Source organism: Geobacter sp. FeAm09 (assembly GCF_008330225.1).
Classification (GTDB): Bacteria; Desulfobacterota; Desulfuromonadia; order Geobacterales; family Pseudopelobacteraceae; genus Oryzomonas.
On record NZ_CP042466.1, the window covers coordinates 2,350,001 to 2,370,662 of the forward strand.

Annotated in this window: 18 protein-coding genes (1 of these 18 only partly in view); 2 read left to right on the forward strand and 16 right to left on the reverse strand. The window is 62.7% G+C overall.

What is annotated here, in order from left to right; genetic code table 11:
- The 11 genes from FO488_RS10965 to FO488_RS11015 all read right to left on the reverse strand — a co-directional run.
- On the reverse strand, positions 1 to 497 hold the start of the coding sequence (locus tag FO488_RS10965; protein WP_149210596.1) for a phenylacetate--CoA ligase. It extends 799 nt beyond the left edge of the window; only the first 497 of its 1,296 coding nucleotides appear in the window; its start codon is at positions 495 to 497; the stop codon falls past the left edge of the window.
- A gap of 42 nt (positions 498 to 539) precedes the next feature.
- Positions 540 to 1,061, reverse strand: coding sequence for an indolepyruvate oxidoreductase subunit beta (locus FO488_RS10970; protein ID WP_149210597.1), 522 nt, complete (start codon positions 1,059 to 1,061; stop codon positions 540 to 542).
- Positions 1,058 to 2,845, reverse strand: coding sequence for a thiamine pyrophosphate-dependent enzyme (locus FO488_RS10975; RefSeq protein WP_240732268.1), 1,788 nt, complete (start codon positions 2,843 to 2,845; stop codon positions 1,058 to 1,060). The genes FO488_RS10970 and FO488_RS10975 overlap by 4 nt, the downstream gene beginning before the upstream one ends.
- 180 nt (positions 2,846 to 3,025) lie before the next feature.
- Positions 3,026 to 4,474 (reverse strand): pyruvate kinase, encoded by a 1,449-nt coding sequence (gene pyk, locus FO488_RS10980; RefSeq protein WP_149210599.1) that lies wholly within the window; start codon positions 4,472 to 4,474, stop codon positions 3,026 to 3,028.
- Between the two features lie 43 nt (positions 4,475 to 4,517).
- Positions 4,518 to 6,455 carry an aconitate hydratase gene (locus FO488_RS10985; protein WP_149210600.1) on the reverse strand — a complete coding sequence of 646 codons (1,938 nt, stop codon included), beginning with the start codon at positions 6,453 to 6,455 and terminating at the stop codon, positions 4,518 to 4,520.
- 294 nt (positions 6,456 to 6,749) lie between these two features.
- Positions 6,750 to 8,210 carry a dihydrolipoyl dehydrogenase gene (lpdA, locus tag FO488_RS10990; RefSeq protein ID WP_149210601.1) on the reverse strand — a complete coding sequence of 487 codons (1,461 nt, stop codon included), beginning with the start codon at positions 8,208 to 8,210 and terminating at the stop codon, positions 6,750 to 6,752.
- A 216-nt stretch (positions 8,211 to 8,426) separates the two neighbouring features.
- Positions 8,427 to 9,731: a 2-oxoglutarate dehydrogenase complex dihydrolipoyllysine-residue succinyltransferase gene (odhB, locus tag FO488_RS10995; RefSeq protein WP_149210602.1), complete on the reverse strand. Its 1,305-nt coding sequence runs from the start codon at positions 9,729 to 9,731 to the stop codon at positions 8,427 to 8,429.
- Between the two features lie 326 nt (positions 9,732 to 10,057).
- Entirely contained in the window at positions 10,058 to 11,014 is a 957-nt protein-coding gene (locus FO488_RS11000; protein WP_149210603.1) for a metal ABC transporter substrate-binding protein, read from the reverse strand.
- A 258-nt stretch (positions 11,015 to 11,272) separates the two neighbouring features.
- Positions 11,273 to 12,445, reverse strand: coding sequence for a cysteine desulfurase NifS (nifS, locus tag FO488_RS11005; RefSeq protein ID WP_149210604.1), 1,173 nt, complete (start codon positions 12,443 to 12,445; stop codon positions 11,273 to 11,275).
- Positions 12,442 to 13,317 (reverse strand): Fe-S cluster assembly protein NifU, encoded by an 876-nt coding sequence (nifU, locus tag FO488_RS11010; protein WP_149210605.1) that lies wholly within the window; start codon positions 13,315 to 13,317, stop codon positions 12,442 to 12,444. Before nifU ends, nifS begins: the two co-directional genes overlap by 4 nt.
- Positions 13,318 to 13,447: 130 nt before the next feature.
- A complete protein-coding gene (locus FO488_RS11015) occupies positions 13,448 to 14,866 on the reverse strand; it encodes a phosphoglucomutase/phosphomannomutase family protein (RefSeq protein WP_149212160.1) in 1,419 nt (472 codons plus the stop codon).
- A 166-nt stretch (positions 14,867 to 15,032) separates the two neighbouring features.
- Here FO488_RS11015 and FO488_RS11020 point away from each other — a divergent pair, with 166 nt between their 5' ends.
- Both FO488_RS11020 and FO488_RS11025 read left to right on the forward strand, forming a co-directional pair.
- Positions 15,033 to 15,323 (forward strand): PxxKW family cysteine-rich protein, encoded by a 291-nt coding sequence (locus FO488_RS11020; RefSeq protein WP_149210606.1) that lies wholly within the window; start codon positions 15,033 to 15,035, stop codon positions 15,321 to 15,323.
- Between the two features lie 110 nt (positions 15,324 to 15,433).
- Complete coding sequence (locus FO488_RS11025; RefSeq protein WP_149210607.1) at positions 15,434 to 15,883, forward strand: NUDIX hydrolase; 450 nt, start codon at positions 15,434 to 15,436, stop codon at positions 15,881 to 15,883.
- A gap of 88 nt (positions 15,884 to 15,971) precedes the next feature.
- Here FO488_RS11025 and FO488_RS11030 read toward each other — a convergent pair whose 3' ends face one another.
- The 5 genes from FO488_RS11030 to accB form a co-directional block, all read right to left on the reverse strand.
- Positions 15,972 to 16,793 (reverse strand): menaquinone biosynthetic enzyme MqnA/MqnD family protein, encoded by an 822-nt coding sequence (locus FO488_RS11030; RefSeq protein ID WP_370514276.1) that lies wholly within the window; start codon positions 16,791 to 16,793, stop codon positions 15,972 to 15,974.
- The gene (locus FO488_RS11035; protein ID WP_240731861.1) at positions 16,793 to 18,292 is read right to left on the reverse strand and encodes a TolC family protein; all 1,500 of its coding nucleotides are present in this window, start codon (positions 18,290 to 18,292) and stop codon (positions 16,793 to 16,795) included. The genes FO488_RS11030 and FO488_RS11035 overlap by 1 nt, the downstream gene beginning before the upstream one ends.
- Positions 18,293 to 18,367: 75 nt before the next feature.
- The gene (gene gcvH, locus FO488_RS11040) at positions 18,368 to 18,754 is read right to left on the reverse strand and encodes a glycine cleavage system protein GcvH (RefSeq protein ID WP_149210608.1); all 387 of its coding nucleotides are present in this window, start codon (positions 18,752 to 18,754) and stop codon (positions 18,368 to 18,370) included.
- Between the two features lie 4 nt (positions 18,755 to 18,758).
- Positions 18,759 to 20,099 carry an acetyl-CoA carboxylase biotin carboxylase subunit gene (accC, locus tag FO488_RS11045; protein WP_149210609.1) on the reverse strand — a complete coding sequence of 447 codons (1,341 nt, stop codon included), beginning with the start codon at positions 20,097 to 20,099 and terminating at the stop codon, positions 18,759 to 18,761.
- A gap of 30 nt (positions 20,100 to 20,129) precedes the next feature.
- Entirely contained in the window at positions 20,130 to 20,603 is a 474-nt protein-coding gene (gene accB / locus FO488_RS11050; RefSeq protein WP_149210610.1) for an acetyl-CoA carboxylase biotin carboxyl carrier protein, read from the reverse strand.
- Positions 20,604 to 20,662 lie beyond the last annotated feature (59 nt).

Consider the following 20,662-nt stretch of genomic DNA (forward strand, 5'->3'; position numbering starts at 1 on the left):
TGCAGTTCCAGGTTGCCGGGGCCCACCGGCACCGCCAGGGCACCGAAACGTTCGCAGGCCTGCTGAAAACCGATACCGGCGGTCCAGAGGCCGTAGCCCACCGCAATCTGCACCCGGTCCTGACGCGTTAGGCCGGCCAGTTCGTAGCAGCGGGCAAACATGGTCTGCCAGTCTTCCACATCCTTGCGGGTATAGCAGAGAACCTTACGTTTGCCGGTGGTGCCGGACGAGGCGTGGATGCGCACCAGGTCGCTGAAATCGGCGGCGCGCAGGGCAAAGGGATAGCCGGCGGCCAGGTCGTCCGCCGTGGTGAAGGGGAGACGGCGCAGGTCGTCCAGGCTGGTGATGCCGTCCGGCCCGATCCCGGCGGCCGAGAGACGTTCATGGTAGAAGGCGGAATGTTCGAAGGCGTGCCGCACCGTCCATTGCAGGCCGCGCAGTTGGTGGGCAGGGAGTTCTTCGCCGGTGGCGATCTTCGGGGGAAAATGAATCAACATGGCAGGTATCGACTCCGAGAATAGTCTATGACACGCTTGGTATCAGGCTGCGCCGCTTCCGGCGCCAAGGGCCGCCAGGGCCCCCTCCAGCACGGCGGGTTTTGCGTGCAACTTCCGCCGAATGGCTCTATCCAACTCATCAATCGTACAAAAAAGACGCCCGGTGGCCAGGGCGCGGCCGAGAACGATCAGGTTGACCGCCTGGGGATTGCCCAACCGCAAGGCAATGGCATCGGCATCGATGGTCGCAGCTTCGGCCAGGGAGTCAGAAGCTCCGGCGTTGGCCGCAATCCAGCCGTCCGGCCGCAGAAACGGGCGATGGAGCGGCACATTCCCCGGCTTGAGGGCGATCAGGCCGTCGGCCTGCCCCGGACGCACCAGGGGACTGGAGAAATCGCCCACCTTGAGATGGGAGATGACGATGCCGCCCCGCTGGGCCATGCCGTGGGTCTCGGAGGTCAACACCGGCAGCCCCATGGCAATGGCCGTCTCCGCCAGAAGCCGGGTGATGAAGAGAATCCCCTGCCCCCCCACCCCGGAGATGATCAGTTGTTGTGAGATCATGGCCGTCCCCCTTCCCTGCGGATCGCTTTCACCGGGCAGACCGCCAGGCACACCCCGCAGCCGCTGCAGATCATGACGTCAACCACCACCTTGCGGCTGGCCTCATCGTAGACCAGGGCCGGGCACTCGAACTGGGCGGTGCAGTACCGGCATCCGGTGCAGGCGGCATCGACAACCGCCTGGGGACGCTTGGCGTGCCGCGCGCTTTTGTCCACCAGGCACGGGCTCTTGGCGATCACCACCGCCACCCCCCGATCACGGGAAAAGACCAGCGCCTCCTTGACCAGGGCGGTGAAGGCCGGCAGATCCAGCGGGTCGGCGCTGCGGCAGAATTCCACGCCGCAGCCGGCCACAATCGCGGCGATGTCCACCGCTTGGCCTGCGGGGGTGCCGTGGGCCGGGGTCGGCTGGTTGCCGGTCATGGCAGTGGTGCTGTTGTCCAGGATCACCAGGACGAAGCGGGCGCCCTGCACCACGGCGTCGATCAGGGGGGGGATGCCGGCATGGAAAAAGGTGGAGTCGCCGATGGTGGCCACGATGTCGCGCGGTTGACCGGTCACCCGGTAGGAGTGATAGAATCCGGCAGCCTGGCCGATGGCGGCCCCCATGCACAGGACCGTGTCCACGCCGCCCAGATTGACCCCCAGGGTATAACAGCCGATGTCACTGGGGTAGATCCCCGTGGGGGCGGCTTCCTTGATGGCATAAAAGCTGGCCCGGTGCGGACACCCGGGGCAGAGGGTCGGGCGTTTGCCCGCCGCCGGAACCGCTTCGGGCAGCTCCGGCAGCGGCCTGCCGGCAAACCGGCTCAGAAGCCGTTCGATCATCTCGGGCAGCAGCTCTCCCGCCTCGGGAACGAAACCGGAGAGCTTGCCCTGCACCTGCCGGTAGTCGCGAAGCTGCATCTCCATCACCCCGGCGGTTTCCTCCAGCACCAGCACCTCGTTGTAGGCGGTGCGAATCTCCTCCACAAAGGCACTGTGCAACGGATAGGGCTGAACCACCTGGTAGAAGGCGAATGAATCCCAGAGGCCGGAAGCAGTGGCCACCTCCCGCGCATGGGCGGCCGATACGCCGGAAGCGACTACGGCGCGACGGGTTCCGGTGGGGCGATTCAGGCAACGGGGCGCGGTCGCCCCATGGGCGGCGAGCCGTGACAGGGTTTCGTTGAGCTTGACGTGCAACTCGTAACGGAATTTGGGAGTGGCTGCCCAGCGCTTGGGGTCTTTGCGGAAATCGGCCTTCCGCTGCAGATCCTGAACGGGGCGGGGAGCGATGTCCTGGCAGGCGTGGCAGACCCGGGTGGTGGGGCGCAGCATGACCGGCACCCCGAACTCCTCGGACAGTTGGAAGGCCAGGCCGGCCAACTCCCGGGCCTCGGCCGGGGAAGAGGGGTCCAGGACCGGGACCTTGGCCTGCATGGCCATGAGGCGGGAGTCCTGCTCGGTCTGGGAGGAATGGGGACCGGGGTCGTCGGCGCTGATCACCACGAAACCGCCCACCGTACCCAGGTAGGCAGCGCTCATCAACGGATCGGAGGCGACGTTCAGCCCCACCTGCTTCATGGCGGTGGCGGCGCGCAGCCCGCTCTGGCTGGCGGCATAGGCGATCTCGAAGGCCACCTTTTCGTTGACCGCCCACTCCACGTGCATGTTCGCCCCCTCGGCCCGGCGCCAGGTGTCGATGGCGGAAAGGATCTCGGAGGCGGGCGTTCCCGGGTAGGAAGCCGCCACCACGCAGCCGCTCTCCACCAGGCCGCGGGCCATGGCCTCGTTTCCCTGCATCAATATCGGTTCTTGTTCCTGCAATGGCCTCTCCTCTGCTTCCATAACGTGCAAAGTGCCTATTCTGGTAACCCGGCACCGCTTTGTCAACACAAAAGCGGAACGGTCAAACGCAAACGGCGGCCTTTGGGGCCGCCGTTTCGATCTGCTCTTTTATAGTAGATATGCACTAAGTAGATGTCAGTAAATCTCGAAGAACTCGCCAGTCCCCAGCTTGTGCACCTTCATCAGGTTGGTGGAACCACGCGCCTCCACCGGCAGCCCCATGATGATGACGATAATGTCCCCCTTGCGGTAACCGGCCGCCAACATGCTGCGTTCCACCGCCATGATCTGCTGGTGCATGTCCGCCATGCTGCCGATGCCGGTGGCGCTGACCCCCCAGTAGATGGAGAGCCGCCGCTGGATCTCCGGCGATGCGGTATAGGCGATGATCGGGATATGGGGGCGAAAATGGGAGATAAGCGCCGCCGTGCTGCCCGACTGGGTAAAGACGGCGATGGTCTTGGCACCCAGGCTCGTGGCCGCCCGGCAGGCGGATTCGGCCACCGCCTGGGCGATGCTGGGCGTTGACAGGCTTCGGTCCACGGTGCTCCAGAAATCGGCGCTCTCCACATCCTGCGCAATGCGGACCATGGTTTCCACCGCCTCGACCGGGTAATCGCCGGAGGCGGTTTCGGCGGAAAGCATGACCGCGTCGGTTCCGTCCACAATGGCGTTGGCCACGTCGGAGGTCTCGGCCCTGGTGGGGCGGGGGTTGCGGATCATGGATTCCAGCATCTGGGTGGCGGTGATGACCGGTTTGCCCGCCTCGTTGCAGGCATGAATGATCTTTTTCTGGAAGACCGGCACCTTTTCGGCCTCGATCTCCACCCCCAGATCGCCGCGGGCCACCATGACGGCATCCGTGGCCTGGAGGATCTTCTTGAAATTCTGCAACGCCTCGGGCTTTTCTATCTTGGCCACCACCGGCGTATTTTTCCCCTTCTGGTAGATGATACGCTTGATCTGCTCCACATCCTCGGCGGTGCGCACGAAGGAGAGCGCCACGAAATCCACCTCGGCGTCGAGGGCGAAGTCCAGGTCGGCCAGGTCCTTCTCGGTCAGGGAGGGGGCGGAGACATTCACACCCGGCAGGTTGATGCCCTTGTTGTTCTTCAGCACGCCGCCGGTTACCACCGTGCAGCGGACCCGCTCCCCATCGACGGCCACCACCTTCAGTTCCATCAGGCCGTCGTCCAGGAGGATGCGCGATCCGGGATGAACGTCCGAGGGAAGGGAACGGTAGATCGTGGGTATGAGGCCGTCCCGGCCGAGGATATCCTCGGTGGTGATGACCACCTCCTGCCCCTTAGTCAGGGTCATGGCGTCGTTCGCCATCTTGCCGGTCCTGATCTTGGGCCCCTGCAGGTCGGCCAGAATGCCGATCTGGCGCCCCGCCGTCCCGGAAGCCTGCCTGATGGTGTGGATCAACTCCAGCTTCTGGGCGTTGTCGCCGTGGGAAAAATTGAGGCGAAAGATATCCACCCCGGCCGACATGAGCCGGGCCACCATGTCGGGTGACGAACTGGCCGGACCGAGGGTGGCTACGATCTTGGTTTTGTGTGCTGCAACAACGGTTCTTGGCATTCATGCTCCTTCTGTGGAGCGCCCGGTTCCGGGCGCCGTGATACTAGCTATGGTTTGTGTGTCTCACGTGGTTCAAGGTTCCTCCGGCCAGCAACTCCCTGCGCTGCCGCTCGGAGATGTTCAACCGCATCGTGATCCGTTTGTCTCCCACCTGGACCGGCACCTCCTCGGCGCCGCTCTCCACCAGGCGGCGCAGGTCCGAAAAGGAGATCCGGTCCCCCTGCTTCACCAGGTCGTAATCGGCCGGGTTCTTGAAGGTCAGCGGCAGGATGCCGAAGTTGACCAGGTTGGCCTTGTGGATGCGGGCAAAGCTCTTGGCCAGTTTGGCGCGGATTCCCAGGTAGCGCGGCGCAAGGGCCGCATGCTCCCGGGACGACCCCTGGCCGTAGTTCTCTCCCGCCACGACCACCCCGTTGCCGGCCGCTTTTGCCCGGGCCGGAAACTCCGCATCGACCTGTTCGAAGACGTGTTCTGCTATGGCCGGGATATTGCTGCGCAGCGGCAGCACCTTGTTGCCCGCCGGCATGATGTGGTCGGTGCTGACATTATCCTCCAGCTTGATGATCACCTCTGCCTGCAGCGTATCCGGCAGCGCCTCGAATTCCGGGAACGGCACGATGTTCGGCCCGGTCTTGATCTCCACGGCGGCGGTATCCTCCAGGGGGAAGATGATGCCGGAATCGTCCAGCAGGTACGTTGCGGGATTCTGCACCGCCGGGTAGGCCTTGATGGCCCCCAGCTTGCGCGGGTCGGTGATCACGCCGTAAATGCCGGCTGCGGCGGCGGTCTCCGGGGAGCAGAGGTAGACCTTGTCCCCCTTGGTGCCGCTCCTGCCCGGGAAGTTGCGCGGGAAGGTGCGCAGCGAAACCTGGTCGGTGCCCGGTGCCTGCCCCATGCCGATACACCCCAGACAGCCGGACTGGTGGATGTTCGCCCCGGCCATGAGCAACGTCACCACCCCCCCCTGGTCAGCCACGTTTTCCAGCACCTGACGGCTTCCCGGGTTGATGTGGAACGACACCTGGGGCGCGATGCGCTGCCCCTCCAGAATGCGGCAGACGGTCATCAGGTCGCGGAACGAGGAGTTGACCGAACTCCCCACCAACACCTGATCGACCTTGACCCCCTCCACCTCCCGCACCGCCACCACGTTGTCCGGCGAGGACGGGCAGGCGATGAGCGGTTCCAGTGCCGACAGGTCGATCTCGTCGTATTCGTCGTAGGCCGCTCCCTCGTCCGCCGCCAGGGGTTGCCAGCCGTCCCCCCTCCCCTGAGAGGCCAGGAACTCCCGCGTCCGTTCGTCCGAGGGGAAGATGGAGGAGGTGGCGCCCAGTTCCGCCCCCATGTTGCCGATGGTGGCGCGATCGGTGGCCGAAAGCGTGGCCACGCCGGGGCCGTAGTATTCGATGATCTTGCCCACCCCGCCCTTGACCGTATGGCGGCGCAGCATCTCCAGGATGACGTCCTTGCCGGAGACCCAGTCGGGCAGACGCCCCACCAGCTTGATCCCCATCACCTTGGGGCAGGGAAGATAAAAGGGATGGCCGGCCATGGCCAGGGCCACGTCCAGACCGCCGGCCCCGATGGCCAGCACCGAGATGCCGGCACCCGTGGGGGAGTGGGAATCGGCCCCCAGGAGCGTGATGCCCGGCACGCCGAAGCGCTCCAGATGTACTTGGTGGGAAACGCCGTTGCCCGGCTTGGACAGGTGTACGCCGTATTTCATGGCCGCGCTGGTCAGAAAGGCGTGGTCGTCGGCGTTTTTATAATCGGTTTGCAGCAGGTTGTGATCGATGTACTGGGCGGCCAGCCCGACCTTGACCCGCGGCAGTCCCATGGCGATGAATTCCAGCATGGCCATGGTGCCGGTGGCGTCCTGCAGAAGCGTATGGTCGATACGGATGGCAATCTCCCGGCCGGGGACCAGTTCCCCCTCCACCAGATGACGTTCGAGTATTTTGGTTGTAAGGTTCTTTGCCATGGTCATCATCCCCTTCCTTGATAGCTCATGCTGTCATTATTATACCCTGAATCCGTGATGCCGGAATGCCGCAGTGTCCGGAAGAGCCGGGGCCTGCCCGCCACCCATGCCGTAACACGTCACTCACCTTGTCGGTCCTCTGGCGGGTTATTGCCATCTTCTTAAAGGCAAAGGCTGAGGCCTTCCGGACAAACGGAGGCATGGAGGCATCGCGGATTCAGGTATATGCCAAACCACATCGGAGGTTGCGTGCCGTTTACATTGCCCTATCCCTGTGGGATAATCAGCTTTCACTCAGGCGTGGATCGCTTCCTTGTGCACATCCAGGGCAGCCTCCCGCACGGCCTCGGGCAGGGTCGGGTGGGCGTGGCAGATCAGGGCGATATCCCGGGCCGTGCCGCCGAAACTCATGATGGCGGCCGCCTCGGCAATCAGGTCCGAGGCCCGCGGGCCGACGATGTGTACCCCCAGAACCCGGTCCGTATCCTCATGGGCCAGGATCTTGACGAACCCTTCCGTTTCGTCCATGCAGCGCGCCCGGCCAAGGGCGGCAAAGTTGAACCGGCCGCTCCGGTAGGGGGTGCCGGCCTCCTTGAGCTGCTCCTCGGTCTTGCCCACCGTCGCCCCTTCGGGCCAGGTATAGACTACGCCGGGGATATACTCGTACTCCACCACCGCGACCTTGCCCGCCATGCGTTCCACGCAGGCCACCCCCTCTTCCGAGGCCTTGTGGGCCAGCATGGGGCCCGGTACCAGGTCGCCGATGGCATAGACGCCCGGCACGGAGGTCTGGTAATCCCCGTCCACCGCCACCCTCCCCTTCTCGTCAAGCCGCACCCCCACCCCTTCCAGGTTGAGGCCGGCCGTCAGGGGGCGGCGGCCCACGGCCACCAGCAGGCGGTCGCAATCGATCTCTTCGCTGCCGGTACCGGCGTTGTACTGGACAATGGCCTTGCTGCCGATGCGGCGCACCCCGGTGATACGCGTCCCCAGCTTGAACTGGATCCCCTGTTTGCGCAGGGAGCGGTAGAGGGTATCCCCCGCCTGGCGGTCCATGACCGGCACGATCTGGGGCATCATCTCAATCACCGTCACCTGCGCCCCCAGGCGGCGCCACACCGACCCAAGCTCCAGGCCGATGAAGCTCCCGCCGGCCACCACCAGGTGCTGGGGAAGTTCGTCGAAACAGAGCGCCTCCCGGGCAGTGACCACCACCTGCCCGTCATAGGGGATGCCGGGGAGCATGGCGGCCTCGCTGCCGGTTGCCAGCAGTACCCGGGGCGCCTGGAGTTTCACGCTCGTCGCCCCGTCCGGCAGCAGGCTCTGCTGACCGGCGGGCGCCGGCGCCTCGGCAAGCGCCACCTCCACCTCGTGGCGGCCAAGGGAGTTGCGCCCCGCCAGCCTGCCCGCGCCGTGAATCCACTCGATCTCGTTCTTCTTGAAGAGATAGGCGATACCGTCGGTGTTCTTTTTGACCACGTCGTCCTTACGGCGCATCATGGCTTCCAGATTGAGCTGGGGCGGGGCGATATCGATGCCGTGCACGGCAAAGCGATCCCGCGCCACGGCGAAAAACTCGCTGGAGTCCAAAAGAGCCTTGCTGGGGATGCACCCCTCGTTCAGACAGACGCCGCCCAAGGCGTCGCGCTTTTCGACGACGGCGACCTTCATCCCCAGTTGCGCGGCGCGGATGGCGGCCACATAGCCGCCCGGTCCGGCGCCGATAACGATAAGATCGAACAGATGATCGGACATTGCAGATTCCTCCCAATGGACTATCAACAGGCTGTTGAAAAACTCAGGTTGTTCAAAAATAGTCAGATCGTCGCACCCGGAGAAGGCTCTGCGGAGGCGTAGCAGGCCTACTCCGCCGAAGCCGCTTTGGCTGCGAAGGCCGGGCGCTACGCCGCACGAAAGGGCGTTCGAGGACGAAGGCCTGATGGCTGTTTTTCAACAACCTCCTAAGGCGCCCTACCCTTCCAGCAACAACTCCTCCGGGTCCTCGATATACTCCTTGACCTTTTTCAGGAATCCCACCGCCTCTCGCCCGTCGATGATGCGATGATCGTAGGAGAGCGCCAGGTACATCATGGGGCGGATCACGACCTGGCCGTCCCTCGCCACCGGGCGCTCCTGGATGGCGTGCATGCCGAGCACGCCGCTCTGGGGCGGATTGAGTATGGGGGTGGAGAGCATGGAACCGTACACGCCGCCGTTGGAGATGGTAAAGGTCCCCCCCTCCAGGTCGGAGATGGCCAGGCGATTGGTCTTGATCTTCTCGCTGAAACCGCTGATCGCCTGCTCCACCTCATGGAAATGAAGCCGCTCGGCGTTGCGCAGGATCGGGACCACCAGCCCTTTCTCGCCCCCCACGGCGATGCCGATATCGTAGTAATGGTGGTACACCAGGTCGTCGCCGTCGATGCTGGCGTTAACGGACGGGAATTCCCGCAGCGCCTCGACGCACGCCTTGACGAAAAACGGCATGAAGCCGAGCTTGACGCCGTGGCGTTTCTGGAAGTGGTCCTTGTAGGTCTCCCGCAACGCCATGATGTGGCTCATATCGGCCTCGTTGAAGGTGGTGAGCATGGCGGTTTCCCGCCGCACCGCCACGAGGCGCTCGGCAATGCGCTTGCGGATGGGGGACATGGCCCGGCGTTCTTCCCTGTCGGCGCCGTAAGGGGGGGCCTCCTCAGAACGGACCGCGGCGCCGGTCGCGGCCGGTGCGGCGGCAGGCACAGGCGGGACGGAAGCGGCCCCGATGCCTTTTTGGGGGGCTGAAACAGCGGGAACATCCGGGGCGGCCGCCCCCTGTTGGGATTTTTCCGCAATGCCGCTGAACAGGTCGTCCAGGGTGATGCGCCCCCCCTTGCCGGTCCCCACGACCGAGGCAGGGTCGATCCCCTGTTCGCGCATTTCCCGGCGGGCGGCCGGCGACGACGGCGCAGCGGCGGGATCAGCGGTCGACGGCTGCACCGGGGATGCCGGTACCGATGCCGGTGCGGGTGCCGCCGCCGGGGCAGACGCAGCCACGGCAGCGGTGGCCTGTTGCTCGTCGATGGAGCCGATGACCGTGCCGACCGGTATGGTCGTGCCCTCGGCCACCGCGATGGAGAGCACGCCGGCCGCATCGGCGTTGATGTCCAGCGTGATCTTGTCGGTTTCGATCTCGCACAGCGCTTCGTCCTTCTTTACGCCCTCGCCGTCCCTTTTGAACCACTTGGCCAGCAGCGCTTCCCGGACCGATTCGCCCACCTCGGGCACCCGTATTTCCATGAGCAAAACTCCTTAGAAAAGGTTTCATCACCGTTTCATGAGAACGGACAGTGTTTCATTCTAGCGCATTTTTCCCGATACGCCAGCAAAAACAAAGGGCGGCCATGCTGCGGCCGCCCCTTCGAAACCGGGTATTCCAGAAAAAACATTTGTCACGGAGCAACAGGGATACGGGGGCTTTGAGGCAGCAAAATCAGCACATTGCCTCATCAGGGAGTTTCATGGTGATTCTCCGTTTCGGCGAATGTTCCAGGCAAAAAAAACTCCGGGTTTTTCTTCGTGGCTCTATTGTCCGACTGCCGATTTCCGGGTTGCTGCGCTCAGGACTACCTGCATTCCAGGCCGGTCCTGAGGTTTGCCAGATTGCTCCTCATGAGGGCGAGAAAGGTCACGCCATGTTCGAAATCGCTTTTGCTGATGTTGTGGGCGCCGTGCAGCAGCAGGACCGAAACGCCGTTCTCCCGGGCGATCACCTCGGACACGCGCGGCGAGAGCAACTCCTCGCTGAAGACGTACTTCAGCCCCGTGGCCCTGACCTGCTTGACCAGCGCCATCAGCCGGGCCGGGGTCGGTTCGGCATCGGCGTTGACGGCGGACGCGGATTCGTACCGGAGGCCGTAGCGGTTGGCGAGATAACCGAAGGCATAGTGGCCGCCATGGAGAAAGGCCTTCTTGCCGCAGGAGGACAACCCGGCCCGGTAGTCGGCGTCGAGTTTTTTCAGCTCCGCCGTGTAGGCGCCGGCATTGGCCCGGTAATACCCTGCGTTGGCCGGGTCCTTGGCCACCATGCCGGCCGCGATGTTGGCCACCATGATCCGGGCGTTGCCGAAGTCGAGCCAGATATGGGGATCCATGCCGCCGGCGTGGTGGTCCCCTTCGTGGCCATGCTCCTCCTGCTCCGCGTCAAGACCGGCCTTGAGGAACGTGACCCCGGTACTGGCATCCACCAGGGTAACGGTACCGCTATCGAGCCCCTTGACGAAGCTTACCGCCCACGGTTCCATGTACGGATTGGTGAAGACGAACAGATCCGCCTTTGCCGTGCGCAGCGCATCCTCGGGCTTCGGCTCGAAGCTGTGGGCCTCCACGCCGGGCGGCAGGAGCAGCCTGACATCGACCTTATCGCCGCCGATGGCCCGGACGAAGTCGTAGAGCGGGAACAGGGTGGTCACGACCACCAGCTTCCTGGGGCCGGCTGCGGGCGTTGGGGCATTCCGTTTCTGACAGGCCCCGGCAAATATCAGGCACGCCAGCAGTGAAGCTGCGATGAGTACAGGTTTCATGTCGATCTCCTCGGGGACAAGTCGGATATACCGGTTCTGTACAGTACGCCGTGCGGAACCGTATAAATAGAAATTATTTTCACTTGGTTGTCAAGCAGACTCTTGGGCCGGGGGCATTTAAGGGGCTGGCTGGGGGATGCGGGCGAGAGCTGGGCTGAAGCGGTTCCGGCAATAAATGGGCCGGGCGTTCCGTTGGGAACACCCGGCCCATTTATCGATAGTACCCATGACATTTACGGGAAAAACCGTTGCGACTCGTCACTGTTCTTTGAGGAACTCCCTGCCGAAGGGGGACATCTTGCGCAGATTGGCGATGACGGGCGGCAGTTCGCGGATGACCGTGTCGATCTCCGCTTCCGTGGTGTAGCGCGACAGGGAGAAACGGATCGAACCGTGGGCGCAGGTGAAGGGCACCCCCATGGCCCGCAGCACGTGGGACGGTTCCAGGGAGCCGGAGGTGCAGGCGCTGCCGGACGAGGCACAGATCCCCAGCTCGTTGAGCAGCAGCAGGATCGCTTCCCCCTCCACGAACTCAAAGGCGATGTTCAGGGTATTGGGCAGGCGCTCGGCCGCGCCGCCGTTGATGCGGGCATGGGGGATGCGGGCCATGAGTTCGCTCTGCAGGCGGTCGCGCAGGGCCTTGACCTGGGTATTCTCGATTGCCATGTTCTCGCCGGCCAGTTCGCAGGCCTTGCCCAGGGCGATGATGGCGGCGGCGTTCTCCGTGCCGGCGCGGCGGCTCTTCTCCTGGTGTCCCCCCACCATGAAGGGGCGGAACGGGGTGCCGCGGCGCAGGTAGAGCACGCCGATCCCCTTGGGTGCATGCAGCTTGTGGCCGGAAAGCGACAGCATGTCGATCTTCGAGGCCGCCAGGTTGATCGGCACCTTGCCCACGGCCTGGACGGCGTCCGTGTGGAAGAGCGCCCCCTTCGCCTTGGCAATGGCCGCAGCCTCCTCGATGGGGAAAATCACGCCGGTCTCGTTGTTGGCGTACATCAGGGACACGATGGCGGTGTCGGCGTCCACGGCGGCCTTCAACTCCGCCATATCCAGTTGCCCCTCGCTGTCCACGCCGATCTCGGTCACCCGGTACCCCTTCTGGGTCAGGTTGCGGCACTGGGTCAGCACGGCCGGATGCTCCACCCGGGAGGTAATCACGTGGCGTTTTTCCGGAAATACCTCCAGGGCCGAGCGAATGGCGGCGTTGTCGCTCTCGGTGCCGCAGGCGGTGAAGATGATCTCGTCCGGCGAGGCACCCAAAAGGGCCGCTACACGCTTACGGGCCTCATCCACCTTCTGCTGCACCTGGCCGCCGAAGAAATGCATGGAACTGGGGTTGCCGTACAATTCGCAGAAATAGGGGCGCATCTCCTCGAAGACCGCTTCGTCCACTTTGGTGGTGGCGTTGTTGTCCAGGTAGATCTCTTTCATGCCGCGACCTCCTCGACCACGATGTCCTCCGCCACCAGGTCGCGCAGTTTCTGCTCGACCACGCGGGAAGTGTAGCCGGAGGAGGCGCAGCCTGCACACGCCTTGCGGAAGGCCACCTGCACCTTGGGACCGTCGATGTCGATCAGTTCCAGGTCGCCGCCGTCGGCCCACAACAGGGGCCGGATATCCCGCTCCAACACCTCCTGGATCATCTGCATCTTCTTCAGGTTGGAGAGTTTTTCCGGGCGCTTGCGCGGCTCTCCCGACTCCTGCTTGCCCATCACCTCGGCGATCAGCTCCTTGATCCGGGGGATGCAGCCGCCGCAGCCGCCGCCGGCCTTGGTAAAGTGGGTCACCTGTTCGGCGGTGGTCAGCTTGTTGGTCTCGATCACCTTTTTCAGGAACACGTCGGTGATGCCGAAACATTTGCAGACGATGGTCCCCTCCTGGTCCGGGTAGGCCGGGCCGTGATCATGGTCGTGGTCGTGGGGCGCGACCTCGTGGCCGCGGTACTTGGCTATGGCGACCTCCAGCGCTTCCTGTCCCATCACCGAGCAGTGCATCTTCTCCTCCGGCAGTCCGCCCAGAAACTCGGCGATGTCCTGGTTGCTGATGGCCAGGGCCTCGTCCAGGGTCTTGCCCTTGACCATCTCGGTCAGGGCCGACGAGGAGGCGATGGCGCTGGCGCAGCCAAAGGTTTGGAACTTGGCGTCAACGATCTTGTCCTTGTTGTCGTCCAGCTTGAGATACAGCTTCAGGGCGTCGCCGCAGGCCAGGCTGCCCACTTCGCCGACGGCGTCCGCATCGGGTATGTCCCCCACGTTGCGGGGGTTCAGGAAGTGCTCTTTTACGGTTGGTGTATAGTCCCACATGGTGTTGATCTCCTTGCCTTTAGTGAATGAATCGAATTGCACAACCTATGAACAGGGATGGGCAGCATGAAACGGTTCTCATCCATCATGGCCGATACCGTTGCATCCTGTCAACTGCCATCCCGAGCGTCTACCCCAGAATAAATTGCCGCCCGGCGGCCATTACCTCTTCCAACCGCGCTTCCGTGGCCGCCTCGCCGTAGAGGCGCACCACCGGTTCGGTGCCCGACTTGCGGAACAGCATCCAACTGCCATCCTCCAGCAGCAGCTTGGTCCCGTCGATCCTGATCACCTCCTTGACCTTAACCCCGGCGACTTCTTCGGGAAGGGCCGTAATCTTGTCGGCATACTCCTCTTCAAGGCGCGGCGAAAGTTTGAGATTGTCGCGGCGGGTGATGAACCTCCCGACCTCGGCATACAGATCCTCCAGCAGTTCGCGGATGCTCTTGCCCTCGCGGGCCACCATCTCGGCCACCAGGAAGCACGCCAGGATGCCGTCCTTTTCCGGCACATGCCCCTTGATGGTGAGCCCGGCGCTCTCCTCGCCGCCGATGATGATCTTGTCCTGGCTGATCAGCTCGCCGATATACTTGAAGCCGACCGGTGTTTCAAAGACCGGGACGCCGTGTTTGCGGGCAACGGCATCGACCAGGTGGGAGGTGGCCACGCTGCGGGCCACCCCACCAGACAATCTACGCACTCGGATCAGGTAATTCAAGAGCAGGGCGATAATATAATTGGGCTCGATGAAAGAACCATCGCTGTCGAGAATGCCGAAACGGTCGGCGTCGCCGTCGGTGGCCAGCCCCAGGCGGATGGCCGGGTCGTTTCTGACCAGGGCGATGAAGTCGGGAATATGGCTTTCGGACGGCTCGGGCGGCTGGCCGCCGAAGCAGGGATCCAGGTGGTCATTCAGCATGACGTAGGGAATGCCGCGCCGTTTCAGCGGTTCGTCCAGGTATCCCCGGCCGGTGCCGTACAGGGGGTCGAGCGCCACCTTCCCGAGATGGGCAATGGCGTCGAAATCCACCTTTTCCTCCAGGGCCTGCAGATACGCCGGCCGCGGATCGATGCGTTCCAGAAGCCCCCGGTCTGAGGCTTCCTCCAGGGAGAGCGTCGCACCGCAGGGTGCGCCCGCCATCCGGTTGGCCCGCTGCTCGATGTCCTTTGTGGTTTCGGGGAGGGCGGGCCCGCCCCACGACGGCGAGAACTTGACGCCGTTATATTCGGGTGGATTGTGGCTGGCCGTGAAGTTGACGGCGCCGGCGGCATGGCGCCGCAGTATCTCGAACGCAATGACCGGCGTGGGGGCATCCCGTTCGCACAGGCAGGCCTTGACGCCCGCACCCGCCAGCACCCGTGCGGCCTCACAGGCGAAGCGCTGCCCCATGAACCGGGTATCGCAGCCGACGATTACGCCCTTGTGCCCTTCCCCGGAAGCGATCAGATGGTCGGCTATGGCCCGGACAACCACCCTGACGTTGTCCATAATGAAGTCTTCGCAGAGGATGCCGCGCCACCCGGACGTTCCGAAAACGATTCCCATGATGTGTTCCCCCCTCAAAACAAGACATCTTTTGTCGTTTTAAGGTAATACACCAAAGCCCGTCCGTCAAGTCAAAGAGGGCATAATTCCAAGGATTTTTCCTGTTGACTTTTTTCAGCCATACTTGCTACAGTTATATTTCAATTCAGAACATTTAGGAGGAAGAAGCATGCAGTGTCAAACTGTACTTCCCGGTACCGAGTGTACCTTTTGGGGCAAACAGGGTTGCGTTTTCCCGGACGGCTCCTGCCAGGTTATCGTTGAAAATTGTGAAGGATGCGAGCGCATCGTGACCGGCTCCATTGGCCAGGTTTGCAGCGCCTATCCGGCTCCGGCCAAGAAATGGGCCAACGGCCTCTGCAACTTCGCCAGCCACGTCAAGGTGGAAATCAAGGTGGAGGAAACCAGGGTCAACCCGCTCAAGGCATCCAAAAAGGCATCCGGCGGCAAGAAGAAGTAAACGCCGCATCTTTTCCTTTTCGTACCAGTACGGGAAAGGGGGAACCATGTTCCCCCTTTTTTTGTGTTCCGACATGCGTTTGCACTCGCTGCAACCATGGGAGGCCTGCCATGCCCTTCGATACCCTGACCTGCCCGTCGTGTGGTGCCCCGGTCAAACAGTACCGCAATCCCTTCCCCACGGTGGATATCATCATCGAGATCCATGACCGCATCGTGCTGATCGAACGCAAAAACCCGCCCCATGGCTGGGCATTGCCGGGTGGATTCGTGGATTACGGGGAATCGCTGGAGGATGCGGCGCGACGAGAGGCGCGGGAAGAAACGACGCTGGAGATCGGAGACCTGCGGTTATTGGGATGCTACTCGGACCCGTCGCGGGATGCGCGCATGCATACCATCTCGACGGTGTTCATGGCCCGGGGGAGCGGGACTCCCCGCGCCGCCGACGATGCTGCCGACCTGGCCCTGTTCACCCTTGAACAATTGCCCGCCCGGCTCTGTTTCGACCACGCCAGGATTCTGGCCGACTACGCCGCCGCTCTCCGCGCCGAGCGTTGAGCGACATCGAACCGCCTCCCGGCGGCCCCCGGCAGAGCGATCATCGGGCAGTCCTTACAAGCCATCAACCATGAAAGCCGTTGCCGGTTTACTCGAAAAAATGCAGCTCGGGAGCCACCGGGATCAGTCCCAGCTCCGCTGCGTACCGGTAGAACAGCCGTAACCCTTCCTGCTGTGCCTCCCCCATCTCATAGGAAATATTCTCCCGCCAGTAGGCAATGAGCCCCTCCCGCCCCATCCAGGAGGCTTCGGGCGAGATGGCGGCAATATGCTCCCGCTCCCGGTCGGCATAGGCCTTGGCCTGAACGAGCCGGTCGGCCAGCAGCCGCACCTCCCCATGGCGTGACTGTGCCGCGGAGCGGGTGCAGAACCAGAGGGCAAAAACGAACGGCAGCCCGGTCCATTCATACCAGAGCGACCCCAGATCGTAGATACGCAACCCGGTTTCGGCCAGGGACGAGCGCAAGGCGGCATCGCCGATGAGCAGCATGGCCGACGCCGTGCGGAGCGCTTCGGCCAGCGGCATGGAGGAGACGGTGTACCGACAGGTGTGGCCGAAACGCTTGCCCATGAGAATCCTGAGCAGGTTGACCGATGTGGCCGACTCCGCGCTCAGCAGGATTTCCTGCCCCTCCAGTTCCTCGATGGGAACGCGGGAGAAGAGAAGTACGCTGGCAACCGGGCCGGCACTGCTGATGGAGAGGTCGGGCAGGATGAGGTAGCGCTCGGAATGGATGGCGTACTCGATGGAGGACGAGGGACAGACGTCGATCTTCTCCGCGGCAAGCAGGGCATTCAGATTGGCCGGGACGCCGCCGGTGAACCGGTAGCCATCGCACGGGAAATGCTCCTGCAAGGCATGGAACAGGGGGGTGACGTTTGCGTAGTCGATACGGCCAATGGAGAGCATCAGCGGGTCCCCCTGTAGAGTTTGTCCGCGTCGTCCTCCACAACGCGGATGCCCTGCCGCTCGAGCAGTTCCCCGGTCACCTGCCACAGGTGGGTAATGGCGTTGTCGTAGTTCACCACCGCCGTGATCTGGTTGTTCTTGGCCGCCACAAGGTCGTTTTCCACATCCAGCACGTCCTTGTTGGTGGCCAGGCCGACCTCTTTCTTGCGCAGGTAGGCCCGCAACCGTTCCTCGGCGTAGGCCCTGCCCCGTTCGGCCACGGCGATCTGCTTGTAGCTGCTGCTGATGCCGCGGATGGCGCTTTTGACATCGTTGACGGCACCTTCCTCAAGGCTGCGGATCTGCACCGCGGTCTGTTCGGTCTTGAGACGGCTCTTGCGGTAATCGTTCTCGGCCGCGTTGTTGCCCAAGGGATAGGTAAAGGTCAGGCCGAGGCTCCAGGCCGGGTTGTCGGCGGCGGAGAGCGTCTCCAGGTTGCGGGGATAGGTGTGGTTGAGCCCGACCAGGGAACCGGAAGCGGAAAGGGAGAGGTCGGGCTTGACCTTGTTGCTGTAGACGCGGGTCTGGAGTTCGGCGATCTCCAGATTGCGCCGTTGCTCCTTGATGTCGGGACGGCTCAGGGCCAGCTTGAGCGCCGCATCCTCGTTCACCTCGTAGGGATCATGCCGGGGCGGGTCCACCGTGAGGATATCGCCGGCATCCTTTATCTGCAGCAGGAGCCTCAGGACGTCAACCTCGTCGCTGACCGATTTTTCAACATCAATCAGTTCCTTTTCCCGGGAGTAGACGCCGAATTCGGCGTTGGTGATCTCCATGGCGGGCAGGACGCCGGCAGCGACCTGGGCCTTGGTGTCGCTCAGGATCTTGCGCGCCAGTTCGAGCGAGGTCCTGGCGACCTGCAACTGCTCCCGCAGGCTGTAGAGCTTGAAGTATTCGTTCCGGACCTGGGTGACCGTGGTCAACAGGCGGGTATTGAAATGTTCGATGGAGGCGAACTTGGAGAGCCGCGAGACCGTGATGGCCACATCCGTGGTCTCCCGCCCGAAGTTCTTCAACAACGGCTGGGAGAGGCTGATCCCCAGGTTCGACTCCCAGTAGTTGCTCCGGGAGCCACTGGCATTGGTGCTGTTGAAGGCGTTCGTGAAGCCGGCCGTCACGGTTGCGCCGGTCCAGAAGAGCTGGCTCAGGGAGGCGTCGGCCTGAAAGGTGCGGCCATAACTGGAGCCGGAACTGCTGCCCGTGGCCGAGATCGTGGTCGAGGGGACGGTCGAATCGCTGTAGCCGGTCTGAAGGGTCAAAAGCGGATCGTAGATCGCCCTGTTGCGGTTGATATCCGCCTCGTACTGGGCCGGATTGTACAGTTCGGCCCGCACATCCAGGTTCTTCTCCACCGCCATGCGGATCGCCTCGCCAAGGGTCAGCGAAACCGTGGTATCGGCGGCCGCGGCGAGAGACGGCAGACAGATCAGCGCACATGCCAGCAAATGAGGTAAACGCACAGTCCGGTTCCTTTCAAAACGAGAGGGCGAGATAGCAATCTATCCCGCCCTATGTAACACATGTTCGACGAAAAATTAATCCTTGTTTTCCGCGTAGTCGGCGTAATCGTCGGCCGACATGAGCCCCTTCAACTCGTCGTGGTCGCCGATGACAACCTCCAGCAGCCAACCGCCGTCATAGGGATCATCGTTCAGCAGGGCCGGGTTGTCCACGGCCTCATGGTTGACGTTGCGCACCGTTCCGCTGAAGGGGGCATAGATATCGGCCACGGTCTTGCGCGCCTCGATGGACCCGACGGAATCGTCCTGTTCCACGTCATCGCCCTCCTCCGGCAGTTCGACTCCGGAGATCGGTCCCAACTCTTCCTGGGCAAAATCGGTTATGCCGATTACGGCCGAATTGCCCTCGATCCTGACCCAGATATGTTCCTTTGAATACTTCAGTTCGTCAGGGTAGTCCATAGTGTCACTCCAGCACAATCCTTTCGAGGAAAGAGGTATCGATGTTTCCCTCGATGAAATCCTTGTTCGCCATAATCCGCTTGTGGAAGAAGATGGTGGTCTTGATTCCTTCGATGATATATTCGTCAAGGGCCCGCGACATGCGCCGGATGGCGTCTTCGCGCGTTTCGGCGTGGACGATCAGCTTGGCGATCATGGAGTCGTAGTACGGCACCACGGAGTATTGGTCATAGACGAAGGAATCCACCCGCACCCCCAGCCCTCCCGGCGGATGGTAGGCCGTGATCTTGCCGGGACAGGGTGTGAATTTGAGCGGGTCCTCGGCGTTGATGCGGCACTCGATGGCATGACCGCTGATCTTGATATCCTCCTGTTTGTACCGAAGGGGCACGCCGGCGGCGGAGAGGATCTGCTCCCGGACGATATCGACGCCGGTCACCATCTCGGTCACCGGGTGTTCGACCTGTACGCGGGTATTCATTTCCATGAAATAGAAATTGTTTTGCTTATCGACCAGGAACTCCACCGTCCCGACGCTGTTGTAGCCGACGGCGGCGGCGGCCTTGACGGCGGCGGTCCCCATGGCTTCGCGAATCTCGGGAGTGAGTACCGTCGAGGGCGCTTCCTCGATCAGCTTCTGATGGCGGCGCTGAATGGAGCAGTCACGCTCTCCCAAATGGATGACGTGACCGTGTTTGTCGGCCAGGATCTGAATCTCCACATGGCGCGGCCGTTCGCAGTATTTTTCGATGTACACCTCGGGATTGCCGAAACCGGCCTGGGCCTCGGCGCGAGCCGTGGCAAAGGCGTTGGACAGGGCTGCCTGGGAATGGACGATCTTCATCCCCCTCCCCCCGCCGCCGGCGGTTGCCTTGATGATCACCGGAAAACCGATCTTCTTGGCGATCTTGACCGCATCATCGACCGTTTTCACCCCTTCCTTGGTACCGGGCAGGATCGGCACGCCGTGCTTGATAACCGCCTGGCGGGCACTGATCTTGTCGCCCATGATCCGCATGCTTTCGGGGCTGGGGCCGATGAACGTGATGCCGCATTTCTCGCAGACTTCGGCAAAATTGGCGTTTTCGGAGAGAAATCCGTAGCCGGGATGGATCGCTTCGGCATCGGTCAGTTCTGCGGCGCTGATGATGGCGTTGATATTGAGGTAGCTCTGCGCGCTGGACGCCGGGCCGATGCAGACGCTTTCGTCCGCCAGCTTCACATGGAGCGAGTTGCTGTCGGCCTGGGAATAGACCGCAACGGTCTTGATGCCCAGCTCTTTGCAGGCCCGGATCACGCGGATGGCGATCTCGCCACGATTGGCGATGAGAACTTTATGGAACATGGAGGTTAACCCCTTGAGCTGAAATAAGATTTAGATTTTCTCGACGACAAACAACGCATCCCCGAATTCCACCGGCTGGGCGTTCTCTTTGCATATCTTGACAATCTTGCAGCGGTACTCAGCCTCGATCTCGTTCATCAGCTTCATGGCTTCGACGATGCACAGGACCTGCCCCTTTTCAACGACCTGCCCAACCTCTGCGTAGGGAGCGGCATCAGGTGCGGGCGCCCGGTAGAAGGTCCCCACAATGGGTGAGTTGACGGTTTCCCCGGCTTCGGCAGGTGCGGCGGCAGGCGCAGCAGCAACGGGTGCGGCGGCAGCGGCAACGGGAGCCTGCTGCTGCGGGGCTGCATACGCCTGGGGAGCGGGTGCCGCGACGGTGACGTATTCGGTCTTGGGACCGCGGCGGATGACGACCTTTTCATCGGAGTTGTCCATCTCGAACTCGGTAATATCCGTCTCGGTAATCATCTTTATCAGTACTTTCAGGTCTTTGATGTCCATCACGCTTCTCCTTTGAATACAGTTTCATGGTGCCGGGGAAATACGCCCCCCGGTAATAT